We start from the raw sequence: 15,985 nt of genomic DNA on the forward strand, positions 1-15,985 counted from the left end.
AGCCATGAGCCTTCGCTTTGATTTTTCAGCGTCGGCCGTGGCCGCGCTGGCCCTGTCCGATGCCACCCGTGCATTGCGGGAAGACGTCGCCGACGGCGACCTCACAGCTTCGCTGGTCGACCCCGCCCGCAGCGCCCGAGCTCGCGTGCTTGCCCGCGAAGAGGCCGTGGTTTGCGGCGCGCCCTGGGTGGAGGCCACGCTGCGGCAGCTCGATCCGCAGGTGCGCATCCGGTGGCTCTGCGCCGAGGGCGAGCGCTGCGAGGCCGGCCAGACGGTGCTCGAGATCGAAGGCTCGGCCCGCGCGCTGCTGACGGCCGAGCGCACCTCGCTCAACTTCCTGCAGCTGCTGAGCGCCGTCGCCACCAAGACCGCGCTCTATGCCGACGCCGTGCGCGGCACCCGCGCGCGCATCGTCGACACCCGCAAGACCATTCCCGGCCTGCGCCTCGCGCAGAAGTACGCGGTGCGCACCGGCGGCGGCCTCAACCACCGCATCGGCCTGTACGACGCTGTGCTCATCAAGGAAAACCACATCGCCGCGGCCGGTGGCGTGGCCGCGGCCCTGCGCGCCGTGGCCCCCGCGGCCGTGAAGGCGGAATTCGTCGAGGTCGAGGTCGAGACGCTGGCCCAACTGCGCGAGGCGCTCGATGCCGGCGCGCGCATGGTGCTGCTCGACAACATGGACCTGCCCACGCTGCGCGAGGCCGTGCGCATCAACGACAGGGCTGGCGAAGGCCGCAAGGCCGTGCTCGAGATCTCCGGCGGTGTCACCCTGGAGGGCCTGCGCGCCCTGGCCGAAACCGGCGTCGACCGCATCTCCGTCGGTGCCCTGACCAAGGACGTCAAGGCGATCGACTACTCGATGCGTTTCCAGGAAGGCTGATCCGCCCATGCCGTCCACGGTCATCGACGTCGACTACGAGCAGCCCGCCGGAACCAGGGCCGGCGCCGTCTGCGACACCCGCCACGCCTGGGCGCGCGTGCCGCCCGAGCCATCGCCCGACGAGCGCATCGCGCTGAAGGAGCGCATCCGCCGCCTGCTGCGCGAGCGCAATGCGGTGATGGTGTCGCACTTCTACGTGCACCCCGACCTGCAGGACCTCGCCGAGGAAACCGGCGGCATCGTGAGCGACTCGCTCGAGATGGCGCGCTTCGGCCGCGACCACGCCGCGCAGACGCTGGTGGTGTCGGGCGTGCGCTTCATGGGCGAGACTTCGAAGATCCTCTCGCCCGAGAAGCGCGTGCTGATGCCCGACCTCGACGCGAACTGCTCGCTCGACCTGGGTTGCCCGGTCGACCAGTTCAGCGCCTTCTGCGACCAGCATCCCGACCGCACCGTGGTCGTCTATGCCAACACCAGCGCGGCCGTGAAGGCGCGCGCCGACTGGCTGGTCACCTCCAGCTGCGCGCTCGACGTGGTGAACGCGCTGCATGCGGCGGGGCAGAAGATCCTGTGGGGCCCCGACCGCCACCTGGGCGACTACATCCGCCGCCAGACCGGCGCCGACATGGTCAGCTGGAACGGCGCCTGCATCGTGCACGACGAGTTCAAGGCGCTGGAGCTCGAACTCCTCATGAAGGAGCACCCGAAGGCCAAGGTGCTGGTGCACCCCGAGTCGCCCTCGGACGTGATCGCGCTGGCCGATGCGGTCGGCTCCACCTCGGCCATCCTCAACGCCGCGCAGCGCATGGACGCCAGGGAGTTCATCGTCGCCACCGACAGCGGCATGCTGCACAAGCTGCGCACGCTGAACCCCGGCAAGGTCTTCATCGAGGCGCCCACGGCCGGCAACGGCGGCACCTGCAAGAGCTGCGCGCATTGCCCGTGGATGGCGATGAACGGGCTGGTGGAGCTGGCGAATGCGCTGGAGACGGGCGCGGGTGAGATCCACGTCGATCCGGCGCTGGGGCTGCGGGCGCGGGTGCCGATCGATCGGATGCTGGCGTTCACCGCCGGGTTGAAGAACGGGCTGGCGCCGGGGAGCCTGGTGGCGGGCATCGGCGCCGCCTGAGGTGTCGTTCCCTCTCCCGCGTGCGGGAGAGGGTCAGGGTGAGGGTCTTGGGCCTCACAACATCGCGTGGCCTTCGACGCCGTCAGCCCTCACCCCAACCCTCTCCCCGAGGGGAGAGGGAGCAAGCCCCTAGAAATCCACGGTGCAGGAATCGCCCATCGCCTCGCGCCACACCCGCACGCGCGCCAGCGAGGGCCGCAGGTCCGGCAGCGCATCCGCAATGAACACGCACAGGTTCTCCAGCGTCGGCGGATGCAGCCCCGGCACGTCGTCCAGCAGGTGGTGGTCGAGCTGCTCGCGCACATCCTCCAGCCGGCGGCGCAGCAGGCCCAGGTCGATCACCATTCCCGTCACCGGGTCGCGCTCGCCCGTGAGCCACACCTCCGCGTGGTAGGTATGGCCGTGGATACGGCGGCTGCCTTCGGCCTCGATCTCGCGCTTGAGCGTGTGGGCGGCATCGAAGAAAAAGCGTTGGCTGATGGTGAATCGCATCGTCAAAAACAAAAACTCGGGGAAAAGGGTTCCGCCTCAGCGGATGCCGGTGATCTTGTGGGTCTGCACGCTCAGGCGCCACACGGGCTGCTTCATGCATTCGGCAATGCAGAGCTCGGTGTTCGCGACGCGGTCGGGCCCATCCATGGGCTGCAGGAAGCGGTGGGTGAACTCGCCGGTGCGTGCCATGGCGTCGAGGTCGATGCCTGGCTGAGGCCACACCAGCTTCAGCTCCTGGCCGCGCTGCTGCACCCAGGGCGCGCCGGCCTTGGGGCTGATGCACAGCCAGTCGATGCCCTCGGGCGCTTCGACCGTGCCGTTGCTCTCCACCGCGATGCGGAAGCGCCGCGCGTGCAGCGCGTCGACCAGCGCCTTGTCGACCTGCAGCAGCGGCTCGCCGCCGGTCAGCACCACCAGCCGGTGGTCGGCATCGGTGGCAGGCCATTGCGCGGCGATGGTGTCCGCCAGCAGGTCGGCGGTCTTGAACTTGCCGCCCAGCGTGCCGTCGGTGCCTACGAAATCGGTGTCGCAGAAGCGGCAGATGGCCGAGGCGCGGTCTTCCTCGCGGCCTGTCCAGAGGTTGCAGCCCGCGAAGCGGCAGAACACGGCCGGCATGCCGGCCTGTCCGCCTTCGCCCTGCAGCGTGTAGAAGATTTCCTTGACGCTGTAGGTCATGGGGCAGCCGTCTCGATCTCGAGGTTGTCGATCAGCCGCGTGCTGCCCAGCCGCGCGGCGGCCAGCGCCACCAGCGGCTCGCCGGCAGCCGGCGCCTGCAGGTCGGAGCGGCGGCGCAGCACCAGGTAGTCGGGCTGCCAGCCGCGCTGCGCGAGCGCCTGCATGGCGCGGGCCTCGATCGCGCCGAGGTCGCGTTCGCCCGAGCGCACCGCCTCGGCCATCGCCTTCAGCGCCTTCGAAAGCTGCACCGCCTCGGCACGTTCGCTCTCGCTGAGGTAGCCGTTGCGCGACGAGAGCGCCAGGCCGTCTTCGGCTCGGAAAGTCTCGCCGCCCACGATCTCGACGGGCAGCGCGAACTGCCGGACCATGTGCCGGATCATCATCAGCTGCTGGTAGTCCTTCTTGCCGAACACGGCCACGCGCGGCTGCACGCACTGGAAGAGCTTCATCACCACCGTGCACACGCCGACGAAGAAGCCCGGGCGGAAGTGGCCTTCGAGGATGTCGGCCAGCGCCGGGTCGGGGTGCACCTTGCAGGTCTGGGGCTCGGGGTAGAGCGTCTTCTCGTCGGGCGCGAACAGCACGTCGCAGCCGGCCGAGCGCAGCTTCTCGCAGTCGCTCTCCCAGGTGCGCGGGTAGGTGTCGAAGTCCTCGTGCGGCAGGAACTGCAGGCGGTTCACGAAGATGCTGGCGACCGTCACGTCGCCCAGCGGCTTCGCCTGCTTCACCAGGGCCAGGTGGCCGTCGTGCAGGTTGCCCATGGTCGGGACGAAGGCGGGGCGCCTGAAGGCGTCCAGGTGATCGCGCAGTTCGGCGATGGTGTGTGCGATGTGCATGAGGGGTTTCCTTTTTCCTTGTCTGCCTACCAGGCGTGGAGTCGGTCGTCGGGGAAGCTGCCGTCCTTGACGGCCTGCACGTAAGCCTTGAGCGCGGGCAGCACGCCCGGCGCGTCGGCCATGAAGTTGCGCACGAACTTCGGCATCTTCCCGAGGTTGATGCCCAGCATGTCGTGCAGCACGAGCACCTGTCCGGCGGTGGCCTTGCCCGCGCCGATGCCGATGGTGGCGCAGTGCTTCAGCTCGGCTGTGAGTTCGGCGGCCAGCGCGGCCGGCACCATCTCGAGCACGAGCATTGCGGCGCCCGCGTCCTGCAGTTCGTGGGCCTGCTGCTTCAGCAGCGCGCCGGCCGTGTCGCCCTTGCCCTGGACGCGGTAGCCGCCCAGCGCATGCACCGTCTGCGGCGTCAGGCCGAGGTGGGCGCACACGGGAATGCCGCGCTCGACCAGGAAGCGCACCGTGTCGGTGGTCCAGCCGCCGCCTTCGAGCTTGACCATGTGCGCGCCGGCCTGCATCAGCACGGTGGCGCTGCGCAGCGCCTGCTCGCGCGATTCCTGATAGCTGCCGAAGGGCAGGTCGGCGATCAGCCAGGCCGTTCCCTGCACGCGGCGCAGGCCGCGAGAGACGCTGTCGGTGTGATAGCGCATGGTGTCCAGGCTCACGCCCACGGTGCTGTTCAGGCCCTGGCAGACCATGCCGAGCGAGTCGCCGACAAGCAGGCAGTCGACGCCGGCCGCGTCGGCCATGGCGGCGAAGGTGGCGTCGTAGGCGGTGAGCATCGCGATCTTCTCGCCGCGCGCGTGCATGTCGGCCAGCCTCGGCAGGCTCACCGGCTTGCGCGACGCGGGCGGGGAGGCCGGCGGCAGCGTGCCGTAGGGCGAGGCCGGCGGTGCCTCCGTGACGGGGGTGGTAACGGGGGTGGTAACGGATGTGGTGGCGGGTGTGGTGTTCGACATGGTTGGGTTTCTCCCTGCGGGCGTCGGTGGCCGGGCATCCTTGAGTGAAGAAAAACGAACGGGTGGGGGTTATCGGTCTGCCGGAGGCGCCAGCACCGTGGGTGCGGTGGGCTCGGCGAGCGAGGGGTAGTCGCGGCTGAAATGCAGGCCACGGCTCTCGTGGCGGGCCTGCGCGGAACGCACGATCAGCTCGGCCACCTGCACCAGGTTGCGCAGCTCGAGCAGGTCGCGCGTGACGTGGAAGTTCGCGTAGAACTCCTGGATCTCGGCCTGCAGCAGCGCGATGCGGTGGCTCGCGCGCTCCAGGCGCTTGTTGGTGCGCACGATGCCGACGTAGTCCCACATGAAACGGCGCAACTCGTCCCAGTTGTGGGAGATGACCACGGCCTCGTCGGCGTCGGTGACGCGGCTGTCGTCCCAGGCGGGCAGCCCGGCGAGCTCGCGTGCCGGCGCCGAGGCGATGGCGCCGGCCGCCGCGCGCGCGAACACCATGCACTCCACCAGGGAGTTGCTCGCAAGCCGGTTCGCGCCGTGCAGGCCGGTGCATGCGGTCTCGCCGATGGCGTAGAGGCCCGGGATGTCGGTGCGCCCGCTCAGGTCGCTGAGCACGCCGCCGCAGGTGTAGTGCGCGGCGGGCACCACCGGGATGGGTTCGCGCGTGATGTCGATGCCCAGCTCCAGGCAGCGCGCCAGGATGTTGGGGAAGTGCTCCTTCAGGAACGCGGCCGGCTGGTGCGAGATGTCGAGGTACACGCAGTCCAGGCCGTGCTTCTTCATCTCGAAGTCGATGGCGCGGGCCACCACGTCGCGCGGGGCCAGTTCGGCGCGCTCGTCGTGCTTCGGCATGAAGCGGGTTCCATCGGGCAGCTTCAGCAGGCCGCCTTCGCCGCGCACCGCCTCGCTGATCAGGAAGGACTTCGCGTGCGGGTGATACAGGCAGGTCGGGTGGAACTGGATGAACTCCATGTTCGACACCCGGCAGCCCGCGCGCCACGCGGCGGCGATGCCGTCGCCGGTGGCCGTGTCCGGATTGGTCGTGTAGAGATACACCTTGCCCGCGCCGCCGGTGGCCAGGATGGTGTGCGGCGCGCGGAAGGCCAGCACCTCATCGGTTTCGCCGTCGAGTGCGTAGAGGCCCAGGCAGGCAGGGTCGTCGAGTCCGATCTTCGGACCGGTGATGAGGTCGACCAGCGTGTGGTTCTCGAACAGCGCGATGTTCGGCGTGCGGCGCACCCGTTCGATCAGCACCTGCTGCACCGCCGCGCCGGTGGCGTCGGTCACGTGCACGATGCGGCGCTGGCTGTGGCCGCCTTCGCGCGTCAGGTGCAGGCCGCCATCTTCTTCGGAAAAGGGCACGCCCAGCTCGCGCAGCCAGCCGATGGCCTCGGGCGCGTGCTCGACCACGAAGCGCGTGGCCTCGGGGTCGCACAGGCCGGCGCCGGCGACCAGCGTGTCCTCGACGTGCGCGTCGAAGCTGTCGCCCGCGGCCAGCACCGCCGCGATGCCGCCCTGCGCCCAGGCGCTGGAGCCGTCGTTCAGCGCGCGCTTGGTCAGCACGGCCACGCGGTGCGTGGGCGCTAGGTGCAGCGCCGCCGAGAGGCCGGCCAATCCGCTGCCGACGATGAGGACGTCGAAGTCGCGCACGAGGTATGAATCAGGAAGGGGAGTACGCCAGCCGCACGTAGATGGGAGCGAAGGCTTCCGCCTGCGTGATCTCGATCAGCGTCTCCTTCGCGAGCTCCAGCATCGCGATGAAGGTGACGATCAGCACCGGCACGCCGCGCGACACGTCGAAGAGCTTCTCGAACTCCACGAAGCGCTGGCCCTGCAGGTGGCGCAGCACGATGCTCATGTGCTCGCGCACGTTGAGTTCCTCGCGCGAGATCTTGTGGTGCTGCACGAGCTTGGCGCGCTTCATGATGTCGGCCCACGCGTCGCGCAGCTCGATCACGTCCACGTCGGGAAAGCGCGGCTTCAGCGACTGCTCGATGTAGACCTGCGCCTTCCAGAAGTCGCGGCCGTACTGCGGCATGGCGCTGATGGCGGCGGCCTGCAGCTTGGTCTGCTCGTACTCGAGCAGGCGGCGCACGAGTTCGGCGCGCGGGTCTTCGGCCTCTTCGCCGTCGGCCACCTTCTTGGGCGGCAGCAGCATGCGCGACTTGATCTCGATCAGCATCGCGGCCATCAGCAAATACTCGGCCGCGAGCTCGAGGTTGCTCTGGCGGATCTCGTCGACGTAGCTCAGGTACTGCCGCGTGAGCCCCGCCATCGGGATGTCGAGGATGTTGAAGTTCTGCTTGCGGATCAGGTAGAGCAGCAGGTCGAGCGGGCCCTCGAAGGCCTCCAGGAACACCTGCAGCGCCTCGGGCGGGATGTACAGGTCCTTCGGCATCGCGAACAGCGGCTCTCCATAGAGCCTCGCGAGCGCGACCTGGTCGACCACCTCGGGCATGTCGACCACCAGCGTGCCGTTGTCCTCGTCGCTGTTCATCGTGCCGGTGCTACCGTTTCAATAGCGGCCGACGCAATGCGGACGGGGATTTGCTGCCAATTCGGCATCGGCGAATGGCTTACTTGGTCTGGGTCTGGTAGACGTAGGGCTGCTGGGGCACGCGGGCTTCGCTGTATTCCTCCAGCAGGCCGCGGTCGAGGTGCTTGTCCCACAGCAGGGCGCGGCCGGCGCGCTGCTCGGCCTCCAGCGTCGGCTTCTTTTCCTTCATCTCCTCGATGAAGTTCGTGATCTCGGAGGTGTAGTGGGGGCGGCGGAAGATGGACATAGACTGGACCTTTAATCGACGCGAATTTTACCGGGGACGGCATGAAGCAACTTCAAGGGTGGCGGATCGGCATGGCAATCGGGTGTCTGGCGGCTGCGGTCGGGCTCGCCGCATGCGACTCGAAGAACATCGGCGAGCTGGAGGAAGGCGTCTCCACCGAGGCCGACGTGCGAGCCCGCTTCGGCCAGCCCGAGAACATCTGGGACGGCGCGGGCGGCGCCCGCGTGTTCGAGTACAACCGCCAGCCCGCGGGCCAGAAGAACTACATGATCACCATCGGCATCGACGGGAAGATGAGCGCCCTGCGGCAGGTGCTCACGCCCGAGAACTTCGCCAAGGTGCAGCCCGGCATGATGATGGAAGACCTGCGCAAGATGCTGGGCAAGCCCGCCAAGGTCACGCCTTACGCGCTCAGGCGCGAGACCGAATGGGAATGGCGCTGGGTGCAGCCGCCGAACTCGGCCATGGTCTTCACCGCCACGCTCGCCGACGACCAGCGCGTGGTGCGCAGCGGCTCTTCGCCCGATCGCGGCACCGAAGCCCCCTAGCTCCGGCCGGTCGCGAGCAATTGCTCGATCCAGCGCACGGGAATCGCACCAGGCACGAAGGTGCCGTCGCCGAAGACCAGCGCGGGCGTGCCCCGGATGCCCAGCTTGCGCCCGAGCGCGGCATTGCGCTGCAGCGCCGACGTGTCGCAGCCGCCGGCGGATGATGCGGGTTCGACGCCTTTCTCGATCCAGGCTTCCCACGCTGCGGCCCTGTCCCTGCCGCCGCACCACAGATTGCGCGCCTTGGCCGACGAATCCTCGCCCAGCACCGGATAGAGAAACACGTGCACCGTGACGTTGCCGAGCGCCTTCAGGTCCTTGTCGACGCGCTTGCAATGGCCGCAATTCGGGTCGGAGAACACCGCGATCTGCCGCTTGCCGTCGCCGTGCACGACCTTGATCGCGTCCTGGAAGGGCAACTGCTCGAAGCGCATGCCGTCGAGCTTGCCGAAGCGCCCTTCGACGGAGTCGGTGCGGCGCTGGGCGAAGGCGGACGGCAGCATGCCGAGTGCGCAAGCGGTGAGGAGAAGTTCGCGGCGTAGATTCACTGGGGCTTTCAAGAGGTCAGGCGGCCTGAGCATGCAGCGCTTCGGCGGATGATTCTCGCGGCCACAGCGCGAGCCCTCCGGCCAGGCTCCAGGCCTGCTCATGGCCCAGCCGGCGCAGAGCCTTGGCGGCCTGCGCGCTGCGGTTGCCGCTGCGGCAGAAGAACACCACCGGCGTCTCTTCGGGCAGCGCCAGCCAGTCGGGCAGGGCGTTGGGCAGCCTCGACAGCGGCACGGCCTGCAGCCGGGTCGCCGCGTCCAGCACGGGCGCGTGGCCGACACGCTGCTCGTAGGGCTCGCGCACGTCGACCAGCACGAGGCCGGGGTGCGCCTGCTGCAGGGCGGACAGGGCCTCGGGGCTCAGGTCGAAGGCCGGGCCGGCGGTGCAGGTGTCGACACGGGCGCCGCAGGCCATGGTCTGGTATTCGGTGAGCGCGAGGCCGCGTTCCAGCGCCTCCTTGGCGCTCGCGAAGCCGGCCGCGTCCAGGGCGCCGGAGAGCACCTGCCTCAGCAGCGGCTGGGCCGCGCATTCGGTGTCCAGCGTGGCGGCGAAGCGGTCGTCGTAGTCGTGGCCCGGAAGCATCAGCGTGCCCGGCTGCAGCGCCTGCTGCAGCTTGAGCAGCGAGGGGCCGTAGGCCAGCGGCTCGCTCTGAGCGAAGTCGCTGCGCCCCAGCGCGCCGGGCATCAGGGTGTCGCCGACGAAGGCCAGGCGCAGGCCGCCGGCATCGTGCAGCAGGTAGGCGGTGGAGTCTGCGGTGTGGCCGGGCAGCGCCAGCCTGGTGAGCCGCTGCGCGCCGAGCCCGATCTGCTGCGCGCCCTGCGGCCATCCGAGCGCGTCCACGGGGCCGGCCTCGCGTTGCGATTCGGGCACGGCGGCGAGCAGCTCGGGGCCGGAGGAGGCGTGGTCGCCATGGCTGTGCGTGTCGAGCGCGGCGGCCAGCGTGTACCCGTGGCAGCCCAGCCATTGCGTGAGCTGGCCGGTCAGCTCGGGCAGCGGGTCGATGACCACGCAGCGGCGGCTGGCGGCATCGGCCAGCAGGTAGCAGCAGGCGCCATCGACCACGAAGCGGGTCAGCCGCTCGGGCGGCAGCGCGTGGCTCTGCGGCGTGGTGCTCAGGCAGCTGTCGCGCAACGATTCGCCGCATGCGCGGATGCGGGCGCATGCCTCGTCGATGAAGGCATCGTCGGCGGCCGGGCCGAAGGACAGCCGCACCGCCGATGCGGTGCGCCACGCGGGCAGCCCCATCGCCTCCAGCACGTAGCTCGGCCGGGCCTTCGATGCGCCGCAGGCGGAGCCGCCGCTGACGCGCATGTCGGCGGCGTCGAACAGGTCCAGCAGCAGCTTGGAGCTCAGGCCGGGCACCGAGAAGTTCAGCGTGGTCGGCAGGGACAGCTCGGGCGGCGCGTTGAACACCAGCCCTGGGAAGGCGTCGCGCAGCGCGGCGGCGAGGCGATCGCGGCAGGCGGCGAGCGTGCCGTGGTCCTGGAAGGTCCCGCCTTCCTCCAGCGCCTCCAGCACGGCGCCCAGCGCCGCGATGCCCGACATGTTCTCGGTGCCGGAGCGAAGCGAGTCTTCCTGGCCGCCGCCGGCCATCAGCGGCGTGAAGGGCGCGCCCTGGCGCACGTACAGCATGCCGATGCCCTTGGGCGCATAGAGCTTGTGGCCGGAGAAAGGCGCGTAGTCGATGGGCCGCTCGCCCAGCCACAGCGGCAGCTTGCCCAGGGCCTGCACGCTGTCGACCATCCACAGTGCCGGGCTGCTTGCGAGCGCGGCGGCAATGCCGTCGAGATCGCTCACCACGCCGGTCTCGTTGTTGGCCGCCATCGTGCAAACCATGCCGGCGCGCGGCGCATGGGCGCGCAGCCAGCCGAGATCGTGGCGGCCGTCGCGGCCCACGGGAATGGCGAGCACCTCCAGGTTCAGGCCCAGCAGCGCGTTCCAGTGCTTGAGCGCCTCGGGCACGGCCTTGTGCTCGGTCGCGCCGTAGAGCAGCAGATCGGCGGTGGTGTCGCCGGCCTGGCGCCGGGCACGCAGCGCGCTCAGGGCCGAGAGCACGGCGGTCTGGATGCCTTCGGTCGCGCCGCTGAGGAACAGCAGCCGCCCCGAGGGCGCGCCGATCACCCGGCGGGCGCGGGCGCGCACGGCGTCCATCAGCGCCCGGGCCTTCAGGCCGGTGGTGTGGATGCTGCTGGGGTTCCCGAAATCGCCGGCCATGGCGGCGAGCGCCGCGGCGCGGGCCTGGGCAAGGACGGGGGTGGTGGCGTTGGCGTCCAGATAGATTTCCATGGACAGGATTCTGCAAAGCCGCACTGGGAAAAGGCTTGCGTTCCAGGCTCCGATTCTTCAGAATTTGAGAATCAAATTCTCAAAAATATGAAGAAGATAAAAATTGATTCCATGGATCGAAAGATCCTCGAACTGCTGCAGCAGAACGCCGAATGGCAGGTCGCCGAGCTGGCCGCGCGGGTCGGCCTTTCGCAGACACCGTGCTGGCGCCGCATCCAGCGCCTGAAGGAGGCCGGCGTCATCACCCGCAGCGTGACGCTGGTCGACCCGCAGAAGGTGAACGTGGGCGTCACCGTGTTCGTCGCCGTGCGCACCCGCACGCACTCGCAGGCCTGGTTCGAGCACTTCAAGGCAGTGGTCGACGTGATTCCCGAGGTCGTCGAGTTCTACCGGATGAGCGGCGACATCGACTACCTGCTGCGCGTGGTCGTTCCCGACATCGCGGCCTACGACAAGGTCTACAAGCGCCTCATCGCCGACACCGACCTGTCGGACGTGAGCTCCAGCTTCGCGATGGAGGAAATCAAGTTCACCACCGCGCTGCCGCTTTCCTACGTCGAATGAAAACAGCGGCGAGGCCGCCGTGCGAACTTTCAGTCAACTTATCCGGAAGAAAGGTTGCAGATACATTTTTGACACTCATTGACATTTAGTCACCGACATTACCGGGGCCGTCCGATGCACATCCTGCTTGTCGCGAGCGCGTTCAACAGCCTGACGCAACGGGTTCTCGCCGAACTCCAGGACCAGGGCCACACCGTCGGCGTGGCGCTGGCCCTCGGCAATGACGACGCACTGCGCGAGGCGGTGCGGGTGCATGCGCCGCAGCTCATCGTGGCGCCGATGCTGACCACGGCGATCCCGCAAGACATCTGGACCGCCCACACCTGCCTGATTGTGCACCCCGGCCCGCCCGGCGACCGGGGCCCCTCGTCGCTCGACTGGACACTGCAGGGCGCCGCCGAAAGCTGGGGCGTCACCGTGCTCGAGGCCGTGGCCGAGATGGATGCGGGCGACGTCTGGGCCTGGTCGCCGCTGAAGCTGCCGCCGCTGGCCGGCAAGAGCGACCTGTACCGCGGCGAGGTGGCCGACGCGGCGCTCGACGCCGTGCTGCTCGCCGTCGAGCGCTTTGCTTCGGGCAGGCACAAGCCGCAGAAGCAGGAAGCCGCCGCGCTGGCCGCCGGCTGGCGGCCCTTCATGAAACAGGAAGAGCGGCGCATCGACTGGACCTCCGACCCGACCGAAACGGTGCTGCGCAAGCTGCGCGCGGCCGATTCGCAGCCTGGCGTGCTCGACGAACTGCTGGGTGCGCGCTGGTACCTGCACGGCGGCCATCCCGAGGACGAGTTGCGCGGCAGCCGCCCCGGCGAGCTGATCGCCACCCGCGCCGGCGCCATCTGCCGCGCCACCGTCGACGGCGCGGCGTGGATCCAGCAGCTGCGTCCCTGGCGCGAACCCGGCTCGCGCCTGCCCAGCTACAAGCTGCCGGCCGTCGAGGCGCTGGGCGACCTGCTGTCCTCCGAAGTGCCCGAGGTGCCGGCGCCGCTGCAGTTGCCGGCGGGCCGTCGTACCTTCTCAGACATTCGCTACAGCGAGCAGGGCGCGGTCGGCGTTCTGAATTTCAGCTTTCCGGGCGGCGCGATGAGCACCGCGCAATGCCGCCGGCTGCTGGAGGCCTACCGCTTCGCCTGCACCCGGCCGACCTCCGTGCTGGTGCTGGGCGGCGTGCGCGACTTCTTTTCCAACGGTATCCACCTCAACGTGATCGAGGCTGCAGAGGACCCGGCCGAGGAGTCTTGGGCCAACATCCACGCGATGAACGACCTCGTCGAGGCGGTGCTCACCACCACCGACCGGCTCACCGTGTCGGCGCTCGGCGGCAACGCGGCGGCCGGCGGCGTGATGCTCGCGCTGGCGGCCGACGAGGTCTGGTGCCGCGACGGCGCCGTGCTCAACCCGCACTACAGGCTGATGGGCCTGCACGGCTCGGAATACTGGACCTACATCCTCCCGCGCCGCGTGGGCGAGAGCGAGGCGCAGCGGCTCACGCAGTCGGCATTGCCGGTGAGCGCGAAGCGCGCGGTCGAACTCGGCATGGCGCAGCGCGTGCTGCAGGCCGCGCCCGAGGAGCTGGGCGCCGAAGTGGCCCGGCTGGCTGCGGAACTGGCCGCTTCGCAGGAGCTGGCCGATCGCATCGCGCGGAAGAAAGCGATGCGCGAGCAGGACGAGTCGATCAAGCCGCTGCAGCGCTACCGCGACGAGGAGTTGACCCACATGCGCCGCAACTTCTTCGACGCGCGAGAGCCGCATGCGGGTCTCAGGTCGGCATTCGTGCGCAAGGAAAAGGCGTTGCACACGCCGCCGCACGTGGCGCGGCTGGGCCTGGCGGACTGAGTCTGCCGGGCCTGTTCACTGGCTGTCGGGAATCACCGCATCGGCTGCCGCGCCCACGGCCTTGCCCGTGATGCGCGCCGTGCCGATGGCCGCGTCGGCAGCCAGCCCGACAGCGCCGGCGCCCACGCTCACCGCCGTGCTGGCCACCGTCACCACCGCGCAGCCGCCCAGCAGGGACGAAAGCGATGCAAGCAGAAGGGCTCGGCGCAGCAGTGCTGTCATGGTGGTTCCTTTTCCTGAATGAAGCCGGTCAGCGAACCCGCATGCCTGGCGTCGCGCCCGGCCAGGGTTCGAGCACGTGGATGCCGGGGTGGGCCTTCTCGTCGCCATGGCTGGCGGCCAGCACCATGCCTTCGCTCACGCCGAACTTCATCTTGCGCGGCGCGAGGTTGGCGACCAGCACGGTGAGCTTGCCCACCAGCTGCTCGGGCTGGTAGGACGAGGCGATGCCGCTGAACACGTTGCGAAGAATTGGACTCCCCTGCGGGTCGGTGCCCTCGCCGGCGTCCAGCGTCAGGCGCAGCAGCTTGGTCGAGCCTTCGACCTTCTCGCAGGCCACGATCTTCGCGATGCGCAGGTCGATCTTCGCGAAGTCGTCGATGGCGATGGTGGGCGCGATGGCTTCGCCGCCCGGCAGCTCCGTCGCCTCGGCTGCGGCCGGAGTTGCCGAGGCGGCCGGTTCGGGCGCGTCGAAGAGCTTGTCGACCAGCTTGGCGTCGGCGCGCTGCATCAGGTGCTTGTACTCGCCGATGGCGTGGCCCGCGGGCAGCGGCTGCGCGGCGTCGGCCCAGGTCAGCGGCGAGATCTTCAGGAAGGCCTCGACGTTCAGCGCCAGCGCCGGCAGCACCGGCTTCAGGTACAGCGTGAGCAGGCGGAAGGCCTCGATGCACACGGTGCACACGTCGTGCAGGCGCGCCTCGGCGCCTTCCTTCTTGGCCAGCTCCCAGGGCTTGTTCTGGTCGACGTACTCGTTGACCTTGTCGGCCAGCGCCATCACCTCGCGCAGCGCCCGGGCGTAGTCGCGGCCGTCGTAGAGCGAATGCAGCTGCGCCGCCGCGTCGCGCAGCGTGAACAGCAGCGCGTCGCCGTCGGCCGAGACCTCGCCCAGCTTGCCGCCGAAGCGCTTGCCGATGAAGCCCGCCGCGCGGCTGGCGATGTTGATGTACTTGCCCACGAGGTCGCTGTTGACGCGCGCGACGAAGTCCTCGGGGTTGAAGTCGATGTCCTCGTTGCGGCCGTTGAGCTTGGCGGCGATGTAGTAGCGCAGCCATTCGGGGTCCAGGCCGATGGCCAGGTACTTCATCGGGTCGATGCCGGTGCCGCGGCTCTTGCTCATCTTCTCGCCGCTCACGGTGAGATGGCCGTGCACGTACACCGCGTCGGGCGCCTTGCGGCCGCTGAAGTGCAGCATCGCCGGCCAGAAGAGCGTATGGAAGGTGATGATGTCCTTGCCGATGAAGTGCACCTGCTCCAGCTCGGGGTCGGCCATGTACTCGGTGTACGAGATGCCGTCGCCGCCCAGCTCGATGCAGCGCTTGTCCAGCAGGTTCTTCAGCGAGGCGAGGTAGCCCACGGGGGCGTCGAGCCACACGTAGAAGTACTTGCCGGGCGCATCGGGGATCTCGATGCCGAAGTACGGCGCGTCGCGGCTGATGTCCCAGTCGCCGAGGCCGCCCTTGCCCTCGTCGTCCTTGTAGAGCCACTCGCGGATCTTGTTCTGCACCTCGGGCTGCACGTGGCCGGCGGCGGCGGTCCATTCCTTCAGGTAGGCCTCGCAGCGCGGGTCCGACAGCTTGAAGAAGAAATGCTCGGAGCTGCGCAGCTCCGGCTTGGCGCCCGAGAGGGCCGAGTAGGGGTTGATCAGCTCGGTGGGCGCGTACACCGCGCCGCACACCTCGCAGTTGTCGCCGTACTGGTCCTTCGAATGGCAGTTGGGGCACTCGCCCTTGATGAAGCGGTCGGCCAGGAACATGCCCTTTTCGGGGTCGTAGAACTGCTCGACGCTTTTGGTACTGATCAGGCCGTTGGCGCGCAGGTCGCGGTAGATGTCCTGCGCGAGCTGGTGGTTCTCGGGCGCGTCGGTCGAGTGCCAGTTGTCGAAGGAGATGTAGTAGCCGTCGAGGTACGGCTTGCGGCCCGCGGCGATCTCGGCCACGAAGGCCTGCGGCGTCACGCCGGCCTTGTCGGCCGCGATGGTGATGGCTGCGCCGTGGGCGTCGTCGGCGCACACGAAGTTGACGTCGGCGCCGTTCATTCGCTGGTTCCGCACCCAGATGTCGGCCTGGATGTACTCCATCATGTGGCCGATGTGGAACTTGCCGTTGGCGTATGGCAGGGCGGTGGTGACGAAGAGCTTGCGCGGGGCGGACATCGGGGAGGGCGCTTTCGGGAGTGGCTGACGGGGAACCGGGCATTTTAGGTTGCATGGCTGCCGGGGGCGTCCGATGGCGCCATCGACCCCAC

General features: G+C 69.1%; 16 protein-coding genes. 5 read left to right on the plus strand and 11 right to left on the minus strand.

Going from position 1 to position 15,985, the window contains the following annotated elements:
- Window positions 1-4 precede the first annotated feature (4 nt).
- Complete coding sequence (gene nadC, locus ACAM57_RS06200; protein WP_369661015.1) at window positions 5-883, plus strand: carboxylating nicotinate-nucleotide diphosphorylase; 879 nt, start codon at window positions 5-7, stop codon at window positions 881-883.
- 7 nt (window positions 884-890) lie between these two features.
- Window positions 891-2,012 (plus strand): quinolinate synthase NadA, encoded by a 1,122-nt coding sequence (gene nadA / locus ACAM57_RS06205; protein ID WP_369661016.1) that lies wholly within the window; start codon window positions 891-893, stop codon window positions 2,010-2,012.
- Window positions 2,013-2,141: 129 nt separating this feature from the next.
- On the opposite strand, the gene ACAM57_RS06210 is transcribed toward nadA, so the two are convergent.
- From ACAM57_RS06210 to ACAM57_RS06240, 7 genes are all read right to left on the minus strand, one after another.
- Window positions 2,142-2,504: a 6-pyruvoyl tetrahydropterin synthase family protein gene (locus ACAM57_RS06210; protein ID WP_369661017.1), complete on the minus strand. Its 363-nt coding sequence runs from the start codon at window positions 2,502-2,504 to the stop codon at window positions 2,142-2,144.
- A gap of 36 nt (window positions 2,505-2,540) precedes the next feature.
- Window positions 2,541-3,179 (minus strand): 7-carboxy-7-deazaguanine synthase, encoded by a 639-nt coding sequence (queE, locus tag ACAM57_RS06215; RefSeq protein ID WP_369661018.1) that lies wholly within the window; start codon window positions 3,177-3,179, stop codon window positions 2,541-2,543.
- Window positions 3,176-4,015, minus strand: coding sequence for a pantoate--beta-alanine ligase (gene panC / locus ACAM57_RS06220; RefSeq protein ID WP_369661019.1), 840 nt, complete (start codon window positions 4,013-4,015; stop codon window positions 3,176-3,178). The genes queE and panC overlap by 4 nt, the downstream gene beginning before the upstream one ends.
- A 26-nt stretch (window positions 4,016-4,041) precedes the next feature.
- Window positions 4,042-4,971, minus strand: a complete 930-nt coding sequence (gene panB, locus ACAM57_RS06225; RefSeq protein WP_369661020.1) for a 3-methyl-2-oxobutanoate hydroxymethyltransferase — start codon at window positions 4,969-4,971, stop codon at window positions 4,042-4,044.
- Between the two features lie 69 nt (window positions 4,972-5,040).
- A complete protein-coding gene (nadB, locus tag ACAM57_RS06230; RefSeq protein WP_369661021.1) occupies window positions 5,041-6,615 on the minus strand; it encodes an L-aspartate oxidase in 1,575 nt (524 codons plus the stop codon).
- A gap of 10 nt (window positions 6,616-6,625) precedes the next feature.
- Window positions 6,626-7,462 (minus strand): ScpA family protein, encoded by an 837-nt coding sequence (locus ACAM57_RS06235; RefSeq protein ID WP_019656612.1) that lies wholly within the window; start codon window positions 7,460-7,462, stop codon window positions 6,626-6,628.
- Window positions 7,463-7,541: 79 nt separating this feature from the next.
- Window positions 7,542-7,748 (minus strand): DUF3460 family protein, encoded by a 207-nt coding sequence (locus ACAM57_RS06240; protein ID WP_126024735.1) that lies wholly within the window; start codon window positions 7,746-7,748, stop codon window positions 7,542-7,544.
- 71 nt (window positions 7,749-7,819) lie between these two features.
- Between ACAM57_RS06240 and ACAM57_RS06245 the strand changes: the two genes are divergently transcribed.
- Window positions 7,820-8,296: an outer membrane protein assembly factor BamE gene (locus ACAM57_RS06245; RefSeq protein ID WP_369661022.1), complete on the plus strand. Its 477-nt coding sequence runs from the start codon at window positions 7,820-7,822 to the stop codon at window positions 8,294-8,296.
- On the opposite strand, the gene ACAM57_RS06250 is transcribed toward ACAM57_RS06245, so the two are convergent.
- Both ACAM57_RS06250 and ACAM57_RS06255 read right to left on the minus strand, forming a co-directional pair.
- Complete coding sequence (locus tag ACAM57_RS06250) at window positions 8,293-8,799, minus strand: DsbC family protein (RefSeq protein WP_369661023.1); 507 nt, start codon at window positions 8,797-8,799, stop codon at window positions 8,293-8,295. The two genes, ACAM57_RS06245 and ACAM57_RS06250, sit on opposite strands and share 4 nt — an antisense overlap.
- Window positions 8,800-8,860: 61 nt before the next feature.
- Window positions 8,861-11,128 (minus strand): aminotransferase class V-fold PLP-dependent enzyme, encoded by a 2,268-nt coding sequence (locus ACAM57_RS06255; protein WP_369661024.1) that lies wholly within the window; start codon window positions 11,126-11,128, stop codon window positions 8,861-8,863.
- A gap of 102 nt (window positions 11,129-11,230) precedes the next feature.
- On the opposite strand from ACAM57_RS06255, the gene ACAM57_RS06260 reads away from it, so the two are divergent.
- Window positions 11,231-11,692: an Lrp/AsnC family transcriptional regulator gene (locus tag ACAM57_RS06260; protein WP_311737092.1), complete on the plus strand. Its 462-nt coding sequence runs from the start codon at window positions 11,231-11,233 to the stop codon at window positions 11,690-11,692.
- A 114-nt stretch (window positions 11,693-11,806) separates the two neighbouring features.
- Entirely contained in the window at window positions 11,807-13,522 is a 1,716-nt protein-coding gene (locus tag ACAM57_RS06265) for an enoyl-CoA hydratase-related protein (protein WP_369661025.1), read from the plus strand.
- Between the two features lie 15 nt (window positions 13,523-13,537).
- On the opposite strand, the gene ACAM57_RS06270 is transcribed toward ACAM57_RS06265, so the two are convergent.
- Together ACAM57_RS06270 and metG are read right to left on the minus strand one after the other, a co-directional pair.
- The gene (locus ACAM57_RS06270) at window positions 13,538-13,744 is read right to left on the minus strand and encodes a hypothetical protein (RefSeq protein ID WP_184642525.1); all 207 of its coding nucleotides are present in this window, start codon (window positions 13,742-13,744) and stop codon (window positions 13,538-13,540) included.
- Window positions 13,745-13,772: 28 nt separating this feature from the next.
- A complete protein-coding gene (gene metG, locus ACAM57_RS06275; protein WP_369661026.1) occupies window positions 13,773-15,893 on the minus strand; it encodes a methionine--tRNA ligase in 2,121 nt (706 codons plus the stop codon).
- Window positions 15,894-15,985: the final 92 nt, after the last annotated feature.

The sequence above is a fragment of the Variovorax sp. V15 genome, from assembly GCF_041154425.1.
Classification (GTDB): Bacteria; Pseudomonadota; Gammaproteobacteria; order Burkholderiales; family Burkholderiaceae_C; genus Variovorax; species Variovorax guangxiensis.

Coding starts and splice junctions, on each gene's coding strand:
- queE (WP_369661018.1), bottom strand. CDS start 3,179: ATGACCTACAGCGTCAAGGAAATCTTCTACACGCTGCAGGGCGAAGGC.
- ACAM57_RS06245 (WP_369661022.1), top strand. CDS start 7,820: ATGGCAATCGGGTGTCTGGCGGCTGCGGTCGGGCTCGCCGCATGCGAC.
- ACAM57_RS06235 (WP_019656612.1), bottom strand. CDS start 7,462: ATGAACAGCGACGAGGACAACGGCACGCTGGTGGTCGACATGCCCGAG.
- ACAM57_RS06270 (WP_184642525.1), bottom strand. CDS start 13,744: ATGACAGCACTGCTGCGCCGAGCCCTTCTGCTTGCATCGCTTTCGTCC.
- nadA (WP_369661016.1), top strand. CDS start 891: ATGCCGTCCACGGTCATCGACGTCGACTACGAGCAGCCCGCCGGAACC.
- metG (WP_369661026.1), bottom strand. CDS start 15,893: ATGTCCGCCCCGCGCAAGCTCTTCGTCACCACCGCCCTGCCATACGCC.
- ACAM57_RS06250 (WP_369661023.1), bottom strand. CDS start 8,799: ATGCTGCCGTCCGCCTTCGCCCAGCGCCGCACCGACTCCGTCGAAGGG.
- nadC (WP_369661015.1), top strand. CDS start 5: ATGAGCCTTCGCTTTGATTTTTCAGCGTCGGCCGTGGCCGCGCTGGCC.
- ACAM57_RS06255 (WP_369661024.1), bottom strand. CDS start 11,128: ATGGAAATCTATCTGGACGCCAACGCCACCACCCCCGTCCTTGCCCAG.
- ACAM57_RS06240 (WP_126024735.1), bottom strand. CDS start 7,748: ATGTCCATCTTCCGCCGCCCCCACTACACCTCCGAGATCACGAACTTC.
- ACAM57_RS06210 (WP_369661017.1), bottom strand. CDS start 2,504: ATGCGATTCACCATCAGCCAACGCTTTTTCTTCGATGCCGCCCACACG.
- panB (WP_369661020.1), bottom strand. CDS start 4,971: ATGTCGAACACCACACCCGCCACCACATCCGTTACCACCCCCGTTACC.
- ACAM57_RS06265 (WP_369661025.1), top strand. CDS start 11,807: ATGCACATCCTGCTTGTCGCGAGCGCGTTCAACAGCCTGACGCAACGG.
- panC (WP_369661019.1), bottom strand. CDS start 4,015: ATGCACATCGCACACACCATCGCCGAACTGCGCGATCACCTGGACGCC.